This window comes from Verrucomicrobiota bacterium, assembly GCA_016200005.1.
GTDB lineage: Bacteria > Verrucomicrobiota > Verrucomicrobiia > Limisphaerales > PALSA-1396 > PALSA-1396.
Genome location: JACQFP010000027.1, coordinates 1 through 17,256 on the forward strand (window position 1 = coordinate 1; position 17,256 = coordinate 17,256).

A 17,256-nucleotide genomic window follows, 5' to 3' on the forward strand; every position below is an offset into this window, starting at 1 on the left:
CCCCGATGGAGACATTTACTACCTCCGCCACGCTCCAGACCCAGAAGCCAAACCCATCGTTCTGCTCCATTGCCCAGTGTTCTGAATCCATTCCAACTTTGATCGCACACTCTTTTCCAACTTTGTTTGCTACACGACACTGATATGGGGATGTTTTGACAGCTTCGCAAGTTTCGGCACAATGCCGCGCATGAAACCCAATCGTTCAGTTCGCTTTTGCTCTATTTTGATTCTCGCGCTTTCGAGTTTTGTCGCCCGCGCCGCCGATGATTACAAGCTCGGCCCGGAGTCGATGCCGCAGGAGGGCGTGCCGCAAGGCGAGGTGACCAAACACAAATGGGAAAGCAAAATCTTCGAGGGCACGGTGCGCGATTATTGGGTCTATGTGCCCAAACAATACGACGCGGCCAAGCCGGCTTGCGTGATGGTGTTTCAGGATGGCGGTGGTTACGTGAGCACCAACGGCCAGTACCGCGTCCCGACTGTCTTCGACAATCTGATCGCGAAAAAAGAAATGCCCGTCACCATCGGCATCTTCATCAATCCCGGTGAAGTTCCCGCTGCTGAAGCCGGGCAAAAACCGCGCAGCAATCGGAGTTTTGAATACGACTCGTTGAGCGATCAATACGCCCGCTTTCTGTTGGAAGAAATCCTGCCTGAAGTCGGCAAGAAATATAATCTGACCAAAGACCCGGAAGGCCGCGCCATTTGCGGCATCAGTTCCGGCGGCATTTGCGCGTGGACGGTGGCGTGGGAACGGCCCGAGGCGTTTCGGAAGGTGCTGAGCCACGTCGGCAGTTTCACGAACATCCGCGGCGGGCACGTTTATCCCGCGTTGATTCGCAAGACGGAAAAGAAACCGATCCGCGTTTTTCTGCAGGACGGCTCCGGTGATCTCGACAATCTTCACGGCAACTGGCCGTTGGCGAACCAGGAAATGGCCGCGGCGCTGAAATTTGCCAAGTATGATTACAAGTTTGAATTCGGCGACGGTGGTCACAACGGAAAACATGGCGGCGCGATTTTGCCGGAATCGTTGAAATGGCTCTGGCAGGATTATGCGAAATGAAACGTGAAGGAAACATCGCCCTGTTTGCCAACTCCGACACCTCTCTCAAAGGCGCTTCCCGCACCATGAACCTGCTGCCAAACCAACCCACCCCTGACCCCTCCCAAGAGGGGAACAATCTACCGCGCGTCGCTCCCCTCCTGGGAGGGGCAAGGGGTGGGTTCAGGGATGCAATGCGCGGAACTTTCTTTCGGGGAATTCTCACCCTGCCTTCTCCCCATGCGATGGGGAGAGGGTGGCCTCTGGTCGGGTGAGGGGTCCAGTAAAGTTATGTGATTAGTAATCGCGTTAACCATGATCAAGATGAAGAATTTGAATTCTTTGGCAGTGGTTTTGGCCAGTGTGTCCTTCGTGTTTCGAGCTTCAAGCCAGGATATGCCGCTTTCAACAGTTTTGATTGACGGCGAAGGCTGGCAACTGGTCGGCGAAGGTTACGGCTTCACTGACGCCGCTTGCTCCGATGCTGAGGGGAATTTTTATTTCAGCGATTTGCCCAAGTCCGTTGTGCATCGCGTTTCCGCGGACGGCAAGGTCACGCCGTTTCTGGAAAATGGACCGAAGATCAGCGGCCTCAAGTTCGGTCCGGATGGACGCCTCTACGCCTGCACGCAAGGGCCGAAGAAACAGGTCGTTGCCTTCAGGCTGCCGTCGAAGGAGATGACCGTGCTCGCGGACAATGTGCAACCCAATGATCTGGTCGTGTCACACAAGGGCTTCGTCTATTTCACCGAGACGGGCAAGGGACAAGTCACGATTGTCGATGCGAAGGGCAATGTGCGTGTCGGTGCCACCGGCATCAAAGCGCCCAACGGCATCACGCTCTCAGCCGATCAAGGCACGCTCGTCGTGTCCGAATACTCCGGCACGAACGCATGGGCGTTCCGCGTCGAGTCCGACGGCAGCCTCACTCACGGCGAGCGTTACGTGACATTGCGCACACCGAACGGCAAGGCCGACAGCGGCGGCGACGGTTCGACGACGGATTCGGCTGGCCGCTACTACATCACGAGCCACGTCGGGATTCAGATGTTCGATCCGACGGGACGGATGGGCGGCGTTATTGCGAAGCCACAGAACAAGGGTGCGGTGAGCGTCGCATTCGCCGGGCAGAATCTCGAATACCTTTACGTGGCCTGCTCGGACAAGGTTTATCGGCGCAAAACCCAGGCCAGGGGCGCTCTGTTTTTTCAACCGGCGATGCTTGGGTCACCCGTAAAGAGGTGACGACAGAGGAAATACTGCCAAGATAGGTTGAAGCGTTCGGGCGTTATTCGAAGTAGTCGGCCGATGGACGGCCAGCGTGGGGTTGGAGTTCAAGCTTCAGCTTGCCGGATCTTGCGTGATGGTTTCTGAACACGCTGAAGCGTGAAATCCAACACCCCGCCGGCTCACTCTGAATCCGAGTTGAATCGGGCTTGCTCGTCTGGCCGTTTTGCGATAAGGTCGCGCCATGGAAAGTAATTTGCCACCTGCGCCCGAATACAAAGGGCCGACGATGAATCCGCCGCCGATCATCACGCTGCCGCCCGCTTCCCGACCGCCGCGCAAGAGTCGGGGCTGGAAAATTTTTGCCATCATTTTATTGGTGCTGTTGGTGCTGAGCCTGTTCGCCAACTTGAGTCATTTGACGAGCGGCCTGGCGGGAGTCAAAGTCAGAAGTGCCCACTATGCCGGCCCTAAATTGGAGGAAGTGATTCTCAAGGACAACGATTCCGCCAATAAAATTGCGGTCGTGGACGTGGAAGGCATCATTACCGGGCAGGTGATTGATCGCGGCGGGGTCAGCCTTGTCGATCTGATCAAGGAGCAGTTGAGCCGCGCGGAGGAAGATCGCAAAGTCAGAGCGGTGCTGCTCAGAGTCAATTCGCCGGGCGGCGAAGTGCTGGCCTCGGATGAAATTTACCGTTTGATCGCCAAGTTTCAGACGGAGGCGCACAAACCCGTCGTCGCTTCGATGGGCAGTCTGGCCGCGTCCGGCGGTTACTATGTTTCCGCGCCCTGCCGATGGATCGTGGCCAACGAACTGACCATCACCGGCAGCATCGGCGTCATCATGCACGGCTACAACTATCGCGGGCTGATGAACAAAATCGGACTGCGACCGGAGGTTTACAAAAGCGGCAAGTTCAAGGACATGTTGAGCGGCGACCGCAACGACGAGGACATTCCGGCTGAAGAACGACAAATGGTGCAGGCGTTGATTGATGAGACGTTCGGCAAATTCAAGAGTGTGGTGGCGGAAGGCCGCAAAAACGCCAAGGCGAAAAACCGGGAGAAAGGCAACGCTTTGAGTGCGGACTGGGAAGATTACGCCGATGGCCGCGTCCTCTCGGGCAAGGAAGCCGAAAAACTGGGTTTCGTGGATGAGTTGGGCGATTTTGAAACTGCCGTCGAGGCGGCAAAAAGAATCGCCGGAGTCGGCCGGGCCAATTTAATCCAGTATCAACAACGATTTGATCTGGCGGATTTCTTTCAGTTGTTTGGGTCAACCGATGCGCGCACCACGCTCAAAGTGGACGTCGGCATGGATTTTCCCAAATTGCAGGCGGGACAGCTCTATTTCATTTCGCCGACGGTATTGCACTGAATGTGAAGGGCGTGACTGTCATCACGCACCCGTTGGTGCAGCACAACTTGACGCGGTTGCGGGACGAACGAACCGGGTCGCAGGAGTTCCGGCGGGTGTTGAGCGAAGTGGCCGCCTTGATGATTTACGAAGCGACTCGTTCTTTGGAAGTTGAATCGGTCTCCGTCATCACGCCTTTGACCCGGGCGCGTGGATTCACCCTGCGGCATGAAGTGATTTTGGTTCCCATTTTGCGCGCCGGTCTGGGGATGTTGGATTCCATTTTGCAACTGATTCCCCATGCCCGCGTTGGCTTCATCGGATTGAAACGTGAGGAAACAAGTTTGCAAGCGGTGGCTTACCATAAAAGTTTGCCGGCGGATTTGCGCCAGTTCGAAGTGTTCCTGATTGATCCCATGCTGGCCACCGGCGGGAGCGCCGTCGCCGCCTTGAATCTGCTGTCCGACTCCGGCGCCAGGCGCGTGCGAGTGGTAAACCTCGTGGCCGCCACGGCGGGCATTCAACGCGTGCGGGCGCATTATCCGGATGTGCCCATCTTCACTGCGGCCGTCGATCGCAGGCTGAACCAGAGAGGGTTCATCGTTCCCGGCCTGGGTGATGCGGGAGACCGGCTCTTTGGCGTTTGACAGACGATTCAAACCGACTTCTTATTGGTCACCCAACTTATTGGTCAACCAACAATTTCACCGAGCGCGATGAAACGCGGAAACCTATTGATCGTAGCGGACAGCGAGCATGACGCCAACATGCTTTACGCGGTCAAAATGTTCGTGCCCGACCCGTTCATTTATCTGCGGATTCGCGGGCGGGACATGGTGGTGATGAGTGATCTGGAACTTGACCGCGCCCGCGACCAGGCCGCGCATTGCCGCGTTCTTTCTCTCAGCGAATGCCAGAAGACCCTCCGGCGTCAGGGCGTCCGGCGCACGAGCTTTGCCCAGATCATACGGTTGCTATTGCGCGAAGAACAAATCGGACGGGTCTTTGTTCCGGAGAATTTTCCGCATGGGCTGGCCAATGAATTGTGTCGCCTCAACATCAAAGTTAAAGTCAGACCGGGCGGATTCTTCCCGCAACGCGAACAAAAATCCGCAGCCGAGGTGAAGAAAATCAGCGCGGCCCTCGTCATGGCCGAGGTTGGCTTGGCCGAAGCCATCCAGGCGCTCAAATCCGCCAAAATCGGCCGAAACCGCCGGTTGATCTATCATAACGTCCCCCTGACTTCAGAAAAATTGCGCTCCATCATCAACACCGCCATCATCCAGGCGAACGGCCAGGCCTGTCACACCATCGTCGCGGGCGGCAAACAGGGCTGCGATCCCCATGAACAAGGACACGGCAATCTCCACGCGCGCGAACCGATCATCCTGGATGTTTTCCCGCGATCCCAAAAGACCGGCTACTTCGGTGACATCACCCGCACGGTCGTGAAGGGCCGCGCCAGTGAAGCAGTCCGCAAACTTTACGACACGGTGAAGCGCGGCCAGGAACTTGCCTTCGGAGAATTGTATCGCAACACGCGCACGGCCGACGTTCACAAGGCCGTTCAGACATTGTTCAAACGGGAAGGTTACAAGACGGGAAAGGAGAACGGCCGCATGCAAGGTTTCTTCCATGGCACCGGCCACGGGCTGGGTTTGGAGATTCACGAAGCGCCGCGCCTGGGGGCGCATTCGACGGGTGTGTTGAAGACGGGCCACGTCGTGACCGTCGAACCGGGACTTTACTATCCGGAACTGGGCGGAGTGCGATTGGAGGATGTGGCCCTGATCACCAGCAACGGCCCACGCAACCTGACCCAGTTCGAAAAAGTGCTGGAAGTGTGAAACCCATTGTGACGCGACGCCGTCACTCATCCTCGAAATGAGACGCCTTGTCGCCCATTTGTCGCAGTGCTTTCGCTTTGACCACTGACAAGTCAACCGATCCGGGCAGCCCTTCCCTTGGCACGCATCCGGCTGGAATTATTGAACACAACGGAAATTGACGGGTCGATTAATCGTGATGAAGCTGGTCGGAGGCGTGATGCGGAGCAGAGCGCTCCGATGCGAACGGCTCACTCAGACTGAAAGCAAAAAACTATGTTGATTCTTGACCAATGGTGGTGGCTGATCTTACCCGGGTTAATTCTCGGCCTCTACGCCGAGATCAAGGTGTCGTCCACGTATCGAAAATTCCTGCAAGTGGGGTCAGAGTCGGGGCTGACCGGAGCCCAGGCGGCCCGGGAAATCCTGGACGACGCCGATCTGGAGCATGTGCCCGTGGCAGAAATCGGAGGACATCTGACCGACCACTATGATCCGGTCAAGAAAGCATTGTTCCTCTCGTCGGAGAATTTTCACGGGCAATCGCTTTCGGCCATCGGTGTGGCGGCGCACGAGGCCGGCCACGCGTTGCAACAGAAGGCCGCCTACGCGCCGTTTAATTTCCGGATGACACTGGTACCCGCCTTCCAGTTTGCCAGCCATGCCTGGGCGGGAATCATTTTTTTGGGCTGGATACTGGGTGGCGCATTTTTTGCCAAGTTCATTGGGATAGCGATCGGTGTCTTTGCGGTCATCACGTTATTTCAGGTGATTACCTTGCCTGTGGAGTTTGACGCCAGCCGCCGGGCCAAAGCACAATTGCTGAAAATTGGACTTATCCGAAACCAGGAAAGCGCAGCGGTGGCCAAAGTGTTGAATGCCGCGGCCATGACCTATGTGGCCGCGATGGTGGGCGCTGTCCTATCGCTGCTTCACTTGATCCTGATCGCTCGTGGAAATGATCGCAACTGAAGAACTGGCAGGCGATTGACTCACCGTACAACCAGGGAGATTACGGCTGATCAACATGGTTAATTTGCTTGCGGACAAAGTCTGAATCTCTAATTTTTCCCTCTGCCTATGGCTGTGAAGAACAAGCGATGGAAGTCCAACCGCGGGAAAGCCTCTCGGCACCGCAACCCAGCCAATTCATTCCCAGCACCGCGCCGCACAAAATCATCCGTCGAAAAAGCAGTTGAATCAACCGAGCTGCCGGTCGTACCGCGTGACGATGTTGCCATCGCGCCCACCGACCGGGAACGCGGTTCGTACGACGGGGATACCGCCATCAAGTTATACCTGCGCGAGATTGGGCAGGTGAAATTGCTGACACCTCAACAAGAAATCGAATTGGCCGCCAAGATCAAAAAAGGGAGCAAGAAAGCGCGGGAACAAATGATCAAGGCCAACCTGCGGCTGGTCGTCAAGATCGCCCACGACTATGAAGGGATTGGCCTGCCGCTGCTGGACCTTATCAGCGAAGGCAACATCGGATTGATGAAAGCTGTCGAACGCTTTGATCCATCCAAGGGCGCCAAACTTTCGACCTACGGTTCGTGGTGGATCAAGCAATCCATCAAACGCGCCCTGGCCAACCAGTCCAAAACCATCCGGCTGCCCGTTCATCTGGTGGATAAGATTTCCAAAATGGGCCGCACCGCCATGAAACTTCAGGAAATTCTGGGCCGCGAGCCGACCGATGAGGAACTGGCGGCGGAGATGGGAGTGCCGACCACGCGCGTGATGCAAATGCGCACCGCCGCGATCCGCCCGGCCTCACTGGACGCGCCGATCGGCGACGAGGATTCCAACAATTATGGTGAAGTGGTCCAGGACGAAGCCGCCGACACCCCATACCAACACCTTGAAGAAAAAACCGTGACCAGCATGCTTCAGGAAATGGTCAAGACCCTCGATCCGCGCGAAGCCACCATTCTCCGGTATCGTTTCGGCCTGGACGGCGGCACGGAAAAAACCCTTGAAGAAGTCGGAGAAAAATTTGGCGTGACCCGCGAACGCGTGCGCCAGATCCAAAACATCGCGTTGCGCAAGCTCCGCAAGATGATCACCAAACTGGAGGCCGAACCACAGTGACGCCGATCTAATCTATGCTGTCCACCCTGAATCCGCCAAGGCCGACGCCTCTCGACATTGAGCGCAGTATCCGCAACATTCCCGACTTTCCCAAGCCGGGCATTCAGTTCAAAGACATCACGCCCCTGCTCGCGGATGCCCGCCTTTTTTCCGGTAGCATCGACTTGCTCACCGCACACTTCAAACCTGGGATGGTTGATGCGGTGGTGGGTATCGATGCGCGTGGTTTCATTTTCGCCGCCGCTGCCGCCCTCCGGCTTCAGGCGGGATTTGTTCCCGTGCGCAAGAAAGGCAAACTGCCCTACCAGATTCACGAGCAGGACTACGCTCTGGAATACGGCACCAACACGATCGCCATTCACGTGGACGCGGTCACGCCGGGCAGCCGCGTTCTCCTGATCGATGACCTGCTCGCCACCGGTGGCACCGCCGCCGCTGCCGCCGCCCTGCTGCAAAGAATTGGCGCGCAGATTCTGGAGATTTCCTTCCTGATCGAATTGAGCTTCCTGCACGGACGCGAAAAACTGAAACAATATCCTGTCCGTTCACTCGTGGTTTATTGATTTGGAAAACGCGTTGCCTCATCCAGTTTTGGACCATCCTCCCAAGCATTCCCTTGAGCTTCGAAAAATATTCCAGGTGCGGAATTATGATCTGGCCGCCACCTTGACCTCTGGTCAGACGTTTCGTTGGCAACGGGAAAACGATTCGTGGTCGGGAGTGATCGGTGATCATTGGGTGCGACTCCGGTCAGGCAACAATTCAATCATCGCCGAAACCGCTGAACCTGTGGCCCGCTGGGTTTGGCTCGCTGACTATTTACAAATCGAGCAAGACTTGGATGCGGTGCTGGCAAGTTTTCCGGATGACGAACCGATGCGCGCCGCCGTGGCCGCTTCTCCGGGCTTGCGGTTATTGCGGCAGGATCCTTGGGAATGTCTGGCCTCCTTTATCCTCTCCTCCAGCAAGCAAATCGTTCAAATCCAACAGATCATCGCGCTGCTCAGCCAACGCTTCGGGAAACCGTTGAGAGTCGCGCGCGCGTGCGTCCCCGCTTTCACGTTCCCAACACCTGCCAGCCTGGCAGATCGGACTGAAGGCGAGTTGCGCGATTGCAAAATGGGGTTTCGCGCTGCCTACTTGTTGGCCACGGCGCGCATTATCGCCAGTGGACAACTCCAGCTCGACCGGTTGAAAAGTCTATCGTTAGAAGAAGCCAGAGTGGAATTGCTGACGTTGCCCGGGGTGGGCCGAAAAATTGCCGATTGCGTTTTGTTGTTTGCTTATGGCCTTCCAATGGCCTTCCCGGTGGATGTATGGATGACAAAGGCCCTCCGCGAACTTTATTTCCCCCGTCGGCGGGTTGGTTTGTCAAAGTTGCAGCATTTCGCGACCACTCACTTCGGTAAGAATGCTGGCTATGCCCAGCAATATCTGTTTCACTACCGGCGCGTGCGGGTTGGGCGGTGAGCCATCGGAAGAATCACTGCCGCCTACCCATCACGCAGATGAACGGACAGTAGTTCAACCTAAAGACCATGTCCAAATCGCTCGAAGTCTTGTTCACGCCGGCTGAATACAATGCGCTCGCCCAGCGCGACCTGAGCGACACCGTTTGCGTCGTCTTCGACATCCTGCGCGCCACCAGCACGATGGTCACCGCGCTGGCCAATGGCGCCACCGCCATCATCCCCGTGGCGGAAATTCCGGAGGCGCTGGCCATCCGCGATCGACAACCGGCGGTATTGCTGGCCGGGGAACGCGATGGCGTGCGCATTCGCGCGTCCCAGACCGGCAGCATCGATTTCGATTTCGGCAATTCTCCACGTGAGTTCATCCGGGAACGCGTGGAAGGCAAAACCATTGTCATCGCCACCACCAACGGCACGCGCGCGCTCCGAGCCTGTGCGTCGGCGAAAAAAGTCTTGATCGGTTCATTCCTGAATTTGCGATCGGTTGCCACCTGGATTCGCGACCAATCCCCGCCCCGCTTGTTGCTGGTCTGCAGCGGCACTTACGAACAGGCCGCGCTGGAAGATACCCTTGCAGCCGGAGCGTTGTGCGAAAAAATCTGGCCGCATTACGCGCTGGGACAGGTCGCGGACTCGGCGGAAATCGCGCGACGGATTTATCCTTTGCTCCAAAGCGACCTCTTTGGCGCCATGCGACACTCACGCAACGGACAGCGTTTACTCGCCAACCCGGCGTTGCGCGATGACGTGCGCGCCTGCGTTCAGCGCGAAACCCTCAATTTGGTCGCGGAGTTGTGCCAGGACGGCAGGGTGAAGAAAATGGGGTAATCTTCCCGTCTGGCGTATAGATTTTCATTCCTCTGAATTGCCGCTCACATCTCTTTCCATGAATTGCGTAGCGCAGGCCGTCCGGCACGGGGCGGGGACGCCTGCGCTACCTCGAGCGCGCATCATGTCACAATGCGCGATTTTCAAATCGTCGGAGCTTTCCATCAGTCCGACCGGAATCATCTCCCAAACTTTGTCGCATATGCGACAAAGTTTGGGAGGCCCGGGTTCAAGGCCCCGATGCACGTCCGATGTTGGAGGTGAAAACTGCCCATGAACCTTGAATCGGCAGTCGTGAGGGCGTTTATCCCGAGGGCCTCTGCTCTTTCCGATAGCTGGCCACAACCCAGTCACTAAGCACCTTGTCCGGCGTTCGCACGGCCTCAACGTCGATGGCGAACTGCCGCTGGCCGGTATTTTGTGAAATCAGTTTAAGGCCGAACTGATAATCCTTGAACCGCTCGGCGCACCAGTCGCGAATCGATTTAGAATTTTCCAACGCCTGGCAAACCAGCAAGTCAGCCGCCGCTTCCGTGAAGCGGATTTCCAGCCCGTGATTGTCCTGAAACTTCTGCTCAAACTCCTGCACCAACTGGCGCGCCACCAACCGCTCCTCGTGTTGCTGCTCGGCCAGGAGTTTTTGCAAGGCAGCCGCCGGATGGTCCACCATTTCACGCGTGACGATGAAGCGCTTCACGCTTGTGGACGGCAGTTCGAATTTGATGTCGCGAAAGATTCGCTCGCAAACCGTCATCAGGCCGCGCGCGCCGGTCTGTTCGTCGCCCGCCAGTTCCGCGATGCGACGAAGTCCCTCATCCTGAAAAAGGACTTCGATGCCGTAAGCCGCAAAGGACTGTTCGTATTGGCGAATCAAGCTGCCCTCCGACGTTTTCAAAACGGCGAACAGGTCATCGACACTCAACGTCTGGCACACCACGCGCACCGGCAAACGTCCGATAAATTCCGGTTCAAAACCGAAATCGATGAAGTCGCGCGTCTGGGTTTGTTCCAGGACTTGTTCGCCGAGTTCTGCGGTTGAATCCCGGGCGGCAAAGCCGATGGTCGCCTCGCGCAAACGGCGGCGGACGATTTTTTCCAACCCGCCGAACGCGCCGCTGACGATGAACAGAATGTGTTTCGTGTTGATGGCGGCGGGCGCTTTCTTGCCCCGTTGGGTCATGTCCATCATGGCCTGAATCTGCCCGGCGATATCGTTGGGCGAATGCGCGGGAACATCGGTTTCCTCCATCAACTTGAGCAGGTTGGTCTGCACACCGCGGCCGCTCACGTCGCGGCCCGTGGCATTGTTGACCGTCGCGATTTTATCGATCTCATCAATGTAGATGATGCCGTATTGAGCGCGCCCCGCGTCGCCGTCCGCGCGCCGCACCAGTTCACGCACCAAATCCTCCACGTCACCGCCGACGTAGCCCGTCTCGGAAAATTTGCTGGCATCCCCTTTCACAAACGGCACCCCGATCAAATCCGCCATGCTGCGGATCAGGTAGGTTTTGCCCACGCCGGTCGGGCCGATGAGAATGATGTTCTGCTTGGCATAGTTGGGTTGGTCTTTCCCAGTCATGGCTGCGCGCACATGGTTGTAATGGTCGCACAACGCCACGCTCAAAACTTTTTTCGCCTCCTCCTGCTTGATGACGAAGCGGTCGAGGTATGCCTTCACATCGCGCGGCTTGTAATCGAAAACAAACTCGTCCTCCGGAGGAGTTGTCTCCGGACCTTCCGGCGAGCCTGCGGGCACCGATTGTTCCTGACTTGGGGCCTGGCTGGTTTGAAATTGCTGGCGCAACAGCTCCGACAATTGCCGTTGGAATTCCTCCGGCGAAGGCGGTCCACTTGAATTTAGATGAGTCATGACTTGATTCGACCGTCCCCAAGATGTTTCGTTCGGTCTTGGAAACGATTACCTCAGCCTAATGTGTGATTGCCTTGACCGCAATGCCAAGCGGGTTTCCTCTCGCGCAAACCACAGAAACCAATCGCCATTTGCGGCGTGGTCAAACTCCCCTATTGCTTGATGGGATGCTTTGCCGTAGCTTTGCCGCGCTTGTGACATGAAAGTTTATATCGACGGCAAATACTACGACGAGAAGAACGCGACAATTTCCGTGTTCGATCACGGCTTGCTGTATGGCGACGGCATTTTTGAAGGCATTCGCGCTTACAATGGGCGGGTCTTCAAATTGAAGGAGCACGTTGACCGGTTGTTCTATTCGGCCAAAGCCATTCTGCTCACGCTGCCATTGTCGCACAGCCAGATCATGCGCGCAGTCGTGGAAACCTGCCGGCGAAACAAACTCCACGACGGCTACATCCGCTTGGTGGTTACTCGCGGCATCGGCTCGCTCGGACTGAATCCGAAAAGTTGCAAGAATCCGTCGGTCATCATCATTGCGGATAAAATACAACTTTACCCGCATGGCTATTACAAGAACGGCTTGGAGATAATTACCGTGCCGACGGTGCGAAATTTGCACAGCGCGCTGAATCCGGCAATCAAGTCGCTCAATTACTTGAACAACGTGCTGGCCAAAATCGAAGCCAACAACGGCGGTTGCGAAGAAGCGATCATGTTGAACGCCGAAGGGTTTGTATCCGAGTGCACCGGCGACAACGTCTTCATCGTCAAGGCCGGCCACTTGCTCACGCCGCCGCTCTCGGCAGGCGCTTTGTATGGCATCACACGCAGTGTGGTGATGGAATTAGCCAAGGAATCCGGCTTGACCGTGGGTGAACCCAACCTGACGCGTTACGATCTTTTCAATGCCGATGAATGTTTCCTCACTGGCACGGGCGCGGAATTGATTCCCGTGGTCAAGATTGATGGGCGCATCATCGGCAACGGCAAGCCAGGACCGGTGACGGCGCGGTTGGTGGCCAAATACGCCGCCTTGACTAAAGTCTCCGGCGAGCCGATATACGACTAGGTTTATGCTTTGCTGCGTTTGTAAAGAAAAAGAAGCGACGGTGCACTTGACCCAGATCGCCGGGGAAAAGATGCAAAAAGTCGATTTGTGCGAGGACTGTGCCAAACAGAAGGGTGTCAATGACCCGGCCGGTTTTTCGCTCGCGGACTTGTTGCTGGGCCTGGGAGCGTCGCAGGAGATCGAGCAATCTGGCGGGGGCGTCGAGATCAAATGTCCCACGTGCGGTTTTACGCAGGCTGATTTCAAGAAGGCCGGACGGCTCGGCTGCCCGGATTGTTACAAAACGTTTGCCGAAGGCTTGGAAGGGTTGCTCAAGACGATGCACAAAGGCACGCGACACATGGGCAAGGTTCCGCGCGCCTTGCAGCAGAGTCGTGATTTGTCTGACCGCCTGAAGAACTTGCAGAAGAAACTCGCCAAGGCGGTCGCGGACGAGAATTTCGAACAGGCGGCCCAGTTGCGCGATGAGATCCGGCAAACCAGCGACAAACTGACTGAACTGGCAGCGATTTGATTCCATGGATATTCATGAGTTTCTCATTCCCCCCGCCGAATCCGCGCGCCGACGCGGCCCGCACGACCGCATCGTCATGTCCAGTCGCGTGCGGCTGGCGCGCAATCTCAAAGGCGCGGCGTTTCCCGGCTGGGCCAAAAAGCCGGAGCGGATCAAAACCTTGGAGGTGCTTCGTCCGGCCATCCAAGCCCTGCCAGATATGGCCGACGCGTTTTCTGAATCGATGGACAATCTCTCGAGTCTGGACAAGCAGATTCTCGTCGAGCGCCATTTGATCAGCCGTGAACACGCCGCCAAGAGCGCCGGCAGCGGCCTGGTCTTGAATCGCGATGAATCCTTTTGCGTGATGATCAATGAGGAGGACCATCTTCGAATGCAGGCCTTGCGGCCAGGGTTGCAAACCAAGCAGGCTTGGCAGGCCATCGACCAGATTGATTCCGCGTTGGAAAAGAATCTCGATTACGCATTCAGCCCCGAACTTGGTTACCTGACGGCGTGCCCCACCAACCTTGGCACGGGCATCCGCGTCAGCGCCATGCTGCATTTGCCGGGATTGGTCTTGGCGGAGCAGATCAATCAAATCATTCAATCCGTCAACAAACTGGGGTTGGCCGTTCGCGGTCTGTATGGCGAAGGCACGGAGGCTTTGGGTAATGTTTTCCAGGTTTCCAATCAGATGACCCTCGGCGAAACGGAAATCGCCATCGTGGACCGTTTGGAAAAAGTCCTTTTGCAAATCATCGAGCATGAGGAGAATTCCCGTGCCACGTTGCTGGAGAAGAAGCCCAAGATGGTTTATAACCACATCGGCCGGGCCTACGGCATTCTCGCCAACGCGCACAGCGTATCCTCCAAAGAAACGATGAACCTCCTCTCGTTGATGCGGTTGGGCGTCGATTTGGGACTGTTCCCCGGCGTCGAACGATCGCTGCCGGATGAGTTGTTCATCCTGACCCAACCGGCCCATTTGCAGAAGCTGCATTCCGAGAAACTTACGGCCGAAGAGCGGGATTTGCTGCGCGCCGACATGGTGCGCGCTCGCCTGCAGAATGTCAGCCGGCCTGTCACCACCGCTCCCGGTGCCGCCGGCGGCAAGTCGCCCAGGGCGACCAACTGATTCCACAGGCTTGTCGCCCAGCCGGGCGAGCAAGCTGGTACCAGCCGCAGGATGCCGCGTTACTCTCGCGCAGCGGCACTCAGTATCGTCCTCGGATTCGCGACGATAAGTTTTCAGTGGATTTAACTGCAACTCCGGTTAAACTTTCTTCAACGAACACGATTTGCTTTGATGAGAGATCATCTGAGACTTGGCGACCAACCGGTAACGATGGGGCGTTGCAGGAACAAGAGTGGACAGATCCAAAAATCAAGCGCATGTTTGAACTATGAGCGATGAAACCATGAGCAATTTCACGCCCCGCGCCCAACAGGTCTTGGCGCTGGCGCGCAAGGAAGCCGACCGTTTCAACCATAATTTCGTCGGCACCGAACATATTCTTTTGGGTTTGATCAAGCTGGGCCAGGGCGTCGCCGTCAATGTGCTGCAAAAACTCGGCCTTGACCTCGAAACCGTCCGGCTCGCAGTCGAAAAGGAAGTGGGCACGGGTCCCGATCAGAAAATGATCGGCAACATTCCGTACACGCCCCGCGTCAAAAAAGTCCTCGCGCTTGCGCAGAAGGAAGCGAAGGCCTTAAACCACACTTACGTCGGCACTGAACATATTTTGCTGGGCTTGCTGCGTGAAGGCGACGGCGTGGCGGCGCGCGTGCTGAAAAATCTGGACGTGGATATCGAGCAAACGCGCCAGGAGATATTGAAAGAATTGGACCCCAACTTTGCCGCTCAGGACGAGCAATCCACCGGCGAAAGCTCGGAGAAACCCGTGGAGAAAAAGGGCGAGGTCAAAACTCCCGCGTTGAAAGCCTTCGGCCGCGACCTCACCGAAATCGCCCGCAAAGGGGAGATGGACCCGGTCATTGGCCGCAAGAACGAGATTGAGCGGGTCATTCAAATCCTTTGCCGACGAACAAAGAATAATCCGGTGTTGCTCGGTGAAGCCGGCGTCGGCAAGACCGCCATCGTCGAAGGTCTGGCGCAGGAAATCGCCAAGGGTAACGTCCCTGAATTGTTGCGCGACAAGCGTGTCATCACGCTCGACCTCGCGCTCATGGTCGCCGGCACCAAATACCGCGGCCAATTCGAAGAGCGCATCAAAGCCGTGATGGACGAGATTCGCCGCGCGAAAAACATCATCCTGTTTATTGACGAATTGCACACCATTGTGGGCGCCGGCTCCGCCGAGGGCACCATGGACGCCTCCAACATCATCAAGCCCGCCCTGAGTCGCGGCGAGATGCAGTGCATCGGCGCCACCACGCTCAATGAGTATCGCAAATACATCGAGAAGGACGCAGCGCTGGAACGACGCTTCCAGAGCGTCAAAGTTGAAGCCCCGTCTGTCGAAGAAGCCATTTTGATTTTGAAAGGCCTCCGCCCCAAATACGAGGAACACCACAAAGCGGAGTTCACCGACAAAGCCATCGAAGCCTCGGTTAAATTGTCCGATCGTTACATCACCGATCGTTATCTGCCCGACAAAGGCATCGATCTGATGGACGAAGCCGGCTCGCGCGCGCGTATTGGCTCGATGACGCGTCCGCCCGAAGTTAAAGCGCTGGAAGCTGAAATCGAAGAAATCAAAGCCCGCAAAGAACGCGCCATCAAAGGGCAGGATTTCGAAGGCGCCGCGGCCATGCGCGACAAGGAGAAACAGGCCAAGGAAAAACTGGAAGCCGTCATCAATGCCTGGAAAGCCTCCCGCGAAGAAAAGCGCGTGAAGGTGGACGAAGAGGACATCATGCACGTGGTTTCCAAATGGACGGGCGTGCCGCTGCAACGCATGGAAGAAAGCGAAACGAGACGCTTGCTGAACATGGAGCAGGAAATGGCCAAAGTCGTCGTCGGTCAGAAAGAGGCCGTGGCCGCCATTTGCAAGGCGCTGCGCCGTTCGCGCGCCGATTTGAAAGATCCGAAACGCCCCATCGGCACGTTCGCGTTGCTCGGCCCGACGGGTGTCGGCAAAACCTTGCTGGCCAAATCCATGGCCGAAGCGATGTTTGGCGACGCCAAATCGCTCATTCAACTCGACATGTCCGAATACATGGAGCGGCACAATTCCTCGCGCATGGTCGGCTCGCCGCCGGGTTATGTCGGTTACGAAGAAGGCGGACAATTGACCGAGCAGGTGCGTCGTAAGCCCTACTCTGTGGTTTTGTTTGACGAAATCGAAAAAGCGCACCCCGACGTGATGAACATGCTCCTGCAGATTCTCGAAGAGGGCAAATTGACCGACAACGTCGGGCGCGTGATCAATTTCCGTAACACCATCATCCTGATGACTTCGAATGTCGGCTCGGAAACCATCAAGAAACAAACGACGATGGGTTTCTCGCCGATCAACGACGAAAACAGTTACGAGAAAATGCGCGAGAAAATCATGGACGAGGCCAAGCGCACGTTCAAACCGGAGTTCCTGAACCGTTTGGATGACGTGATCGTTTTCCGCTCGTTGACCAAGCCCGACCTCATTCAAATCCTGGATTTGGAAATCAGCAAAGTCACGGAGCGCCTCAGAAACAAGAACATTCAATTGCAGCTCGATGACAAGGCAAAGGATTTCCTGGTCGAAAAAGGTTACGATCCGACCTACGGAGCGCGACCCATGCGCCGCGCCGTTGAAAAGTTTTTGGAAGACCCGCTGGCTGAAGAGATTCTCAAGGGCAATCTGCACGACAACGACCCCATTCAAGTCAGTGTCGAGCAGGACAAGCTGAACTTTGTGCAGAGAACTCCCACGGCGGGCGCGCTTTCCAGTTGAGCATCAAATGGTCCGGGGTTGCGGCGATTCCAAAAACCGGACTTGTTTTTCAGATCGCTTCAGC

Annotated in this window: 15 protein-coding genes; 14 read left to right on the forward strand and 1 reads right to left on the reverse strand. The window is 56.5% G+C overall.

What is annotated here, in order from left to right; translation table 11 throughout:
* The first annotated feature begins 190 nt into the window (after positions 1-190).
* The 10 genes from HY298_10295 (at position 191) to HY298_10340 (ending at position 9,855) form a co-directional block, all read left to right on the forward strand.
* Entirely contained in the window at positions 191-1,069 is an 879-nt protein-coding gene (locus tag HY298_10295) for an esterase family protein (protein ID MBI3850644.1), read from the forward strand.
* A 375-nt stretch (positions 1,070-1,444) separates the two neighbouring features.
* Positions 1,445-2,293: an SMP-30/gluconolactonase/LRE family protein gene (locus HY298_10300; protein ID MBI3850645.1), complete on the forward strand. Its 849-nt coding sequence runs from the start codon at positions 1,445-1,447 to the stop codon at positions 2,291-2,293.
* A gap of 226 nt (positions 2,294-2,519) precedes the next feature.
* Complete coding sequence (gene sppA, locus HY298_10305; GenBank protein MBI3850646.1) at positions 2,520-3,656, forward strand: signal peptide peptidase SppA; 1,137 nt, start codon at positions 2,520-2,522, stop codon at positions 3,654-3,656.
* A 2-nt stretch (positions 3,657-3,658) separates the two neighbouring features.
* Positions 3,659-4,282 carry a uracil phosphoribosyltransferase gene (gene upp, locus HY298_10310; GenBank protein MBI3850647.1) on the forward strand — a complete coding sequence of 208 codons (624 nt, stop codon included), beginning with the start codon at positions 3,659-3,661 and terminating at the stop codon, positions 4,280-4,282.
* 69 nt (positions 4,283-4,351) lie between these two features.
* Positions 4,352-5,482, forward strand: a complete 1,131-nt coding sequence (locus HY298_10315) for a M24 family metallopeptidase (GenBank protein MBI3850648.1) — start codon at positions 4,352-4,354, stop codon at positions 5,480-5,482.
* A gap of 255 nt (positions 5,483-5,737) precedes the next feature.
* Positions 5,738-6,433 carry a zinc metallopeptidase gene (locus HY298_10320; protein MBI3850649.1) on the forward strand — a complete coding sequence of 232 codons (696 nt, stop codon included), beginning with the start codon at positions 5,738-5,740 and terminating at the stop codon, positions 6,431-6,433.
* Positions 6,434-6,541: 108 nt separating this feature from the next.
* Complete coding sequence (locus HY298_10325) at positions 6,542-7,555, forward strand: sigma-70 family RNA polymerase sigma factor (protein ID MBI3850650.1); 1,014 nt, start codon at positions 6,542-6,544, stop codon at positions 7,553-7,555.
* Positions 7,556-7,569: 14 nt separating this feature from the next.
* On the forward strand, positions 7,570-8,118 hold the full coding sequence (locus HY298_10330) for an adenine phosphoribosyltransferase (protein ID MBI3850651.1): 549 nt from the start codon (positions 7,570-7,572) through the stop codon (positions 8,116-8,118).
* 76 nt (positions 8,119-8,194) lie between these two features.
* Positions 8,195-9,025, forward strand: coding sequence for a hypothetical protein (locus tag HY298_10335; protein ID MBI3850652.1), 831 nt, complete (start codon positions 8,195-8,197; stop codon positions 9,023-9,025).
* A gap of 68 nt (positions 9,026-9,093) precedes the next feature.
* Entirely contained in the window at positions 9,094-9,855 is a 762-nt protein-coding gene (locus HY298_10340; GenBank protein MBI3850653.1) for a 2-phosphosulfolactate phosphatase, read from the forward strand.
* 304 nt (positions 9,856-10,159) lie between these two features.
* Here the strand turns inward: HY298_10340 and HY298_10345 are convergent, their stop codons facing one another.
* A complete protein-coding gene (locus tag HY298_10345) occupies positions 10,160-11,728 on the reverse strand; it encodes an AAA family ATPase (protein MBI3850654.1) in 1,569 nt (522 codons plus the stop codon).
* Between the two features lie 199 nt (positions 11,729-11,927).
* Between HY298_10345 and ilvE the strand changes: the two genes are divergently transcribed.
* The 4 genes from ilvE to HY298_10365 all read left to right on the forward strand — a co-directional run bounded on the left by ilvE (position 11,928) and on the right by HY298_10365 (position 17,192).
* Positions 11,928-12,800: a branched-chain-amino-acid transaminase gene (gene ilvE / locus HY298_10350; GenBank protein ID MBI3850655.1), complete on the forward strand. Its 873-nt coding sequence runs from the start codon at positions 11,928-11,930 to the stop codon at positions 12,798-12,800.
* Between the two features lie 4 nt (positions 12,801-12,804).
* A complete protein-coding gene (locus tag HY298_10355; GenBank protein ID MBI3850656.1) occupies positions 12,805-13,314 on the forward strand; it encodes a UvrB/UvrC motif-containing protein in 510 nt (169 codons plus the stop codon).
* A gap of 4 nt (positions 13,315-13,318) precedes the next feature.
* Positions 13,319-14,431 (forward strand): protein arginine kinase, encoded by a 1,113-nt coding sequence (locus HY298_10360; protein ID MBI3850657.1) that lies wholly within the window; start codon positions 13,319-13,321, stop codon positions 14,429-14,431.
* A gap of 283 nt (positions 14,432-14,714) precedes the next feature.
* Positions 14,715-17,192, forward strand: coding sequence for an ATP-dependent Clp protease ATP-binding subunit (locus tag HY298_10365; GenBank protein ID MBI3850658.1), 2,478 nt, complete (start codon positions 14,715-14,717; stop codon positions 17,190-17,192).
* Positions 17,193-17,256: the final 64 nt, after the last annotated feature.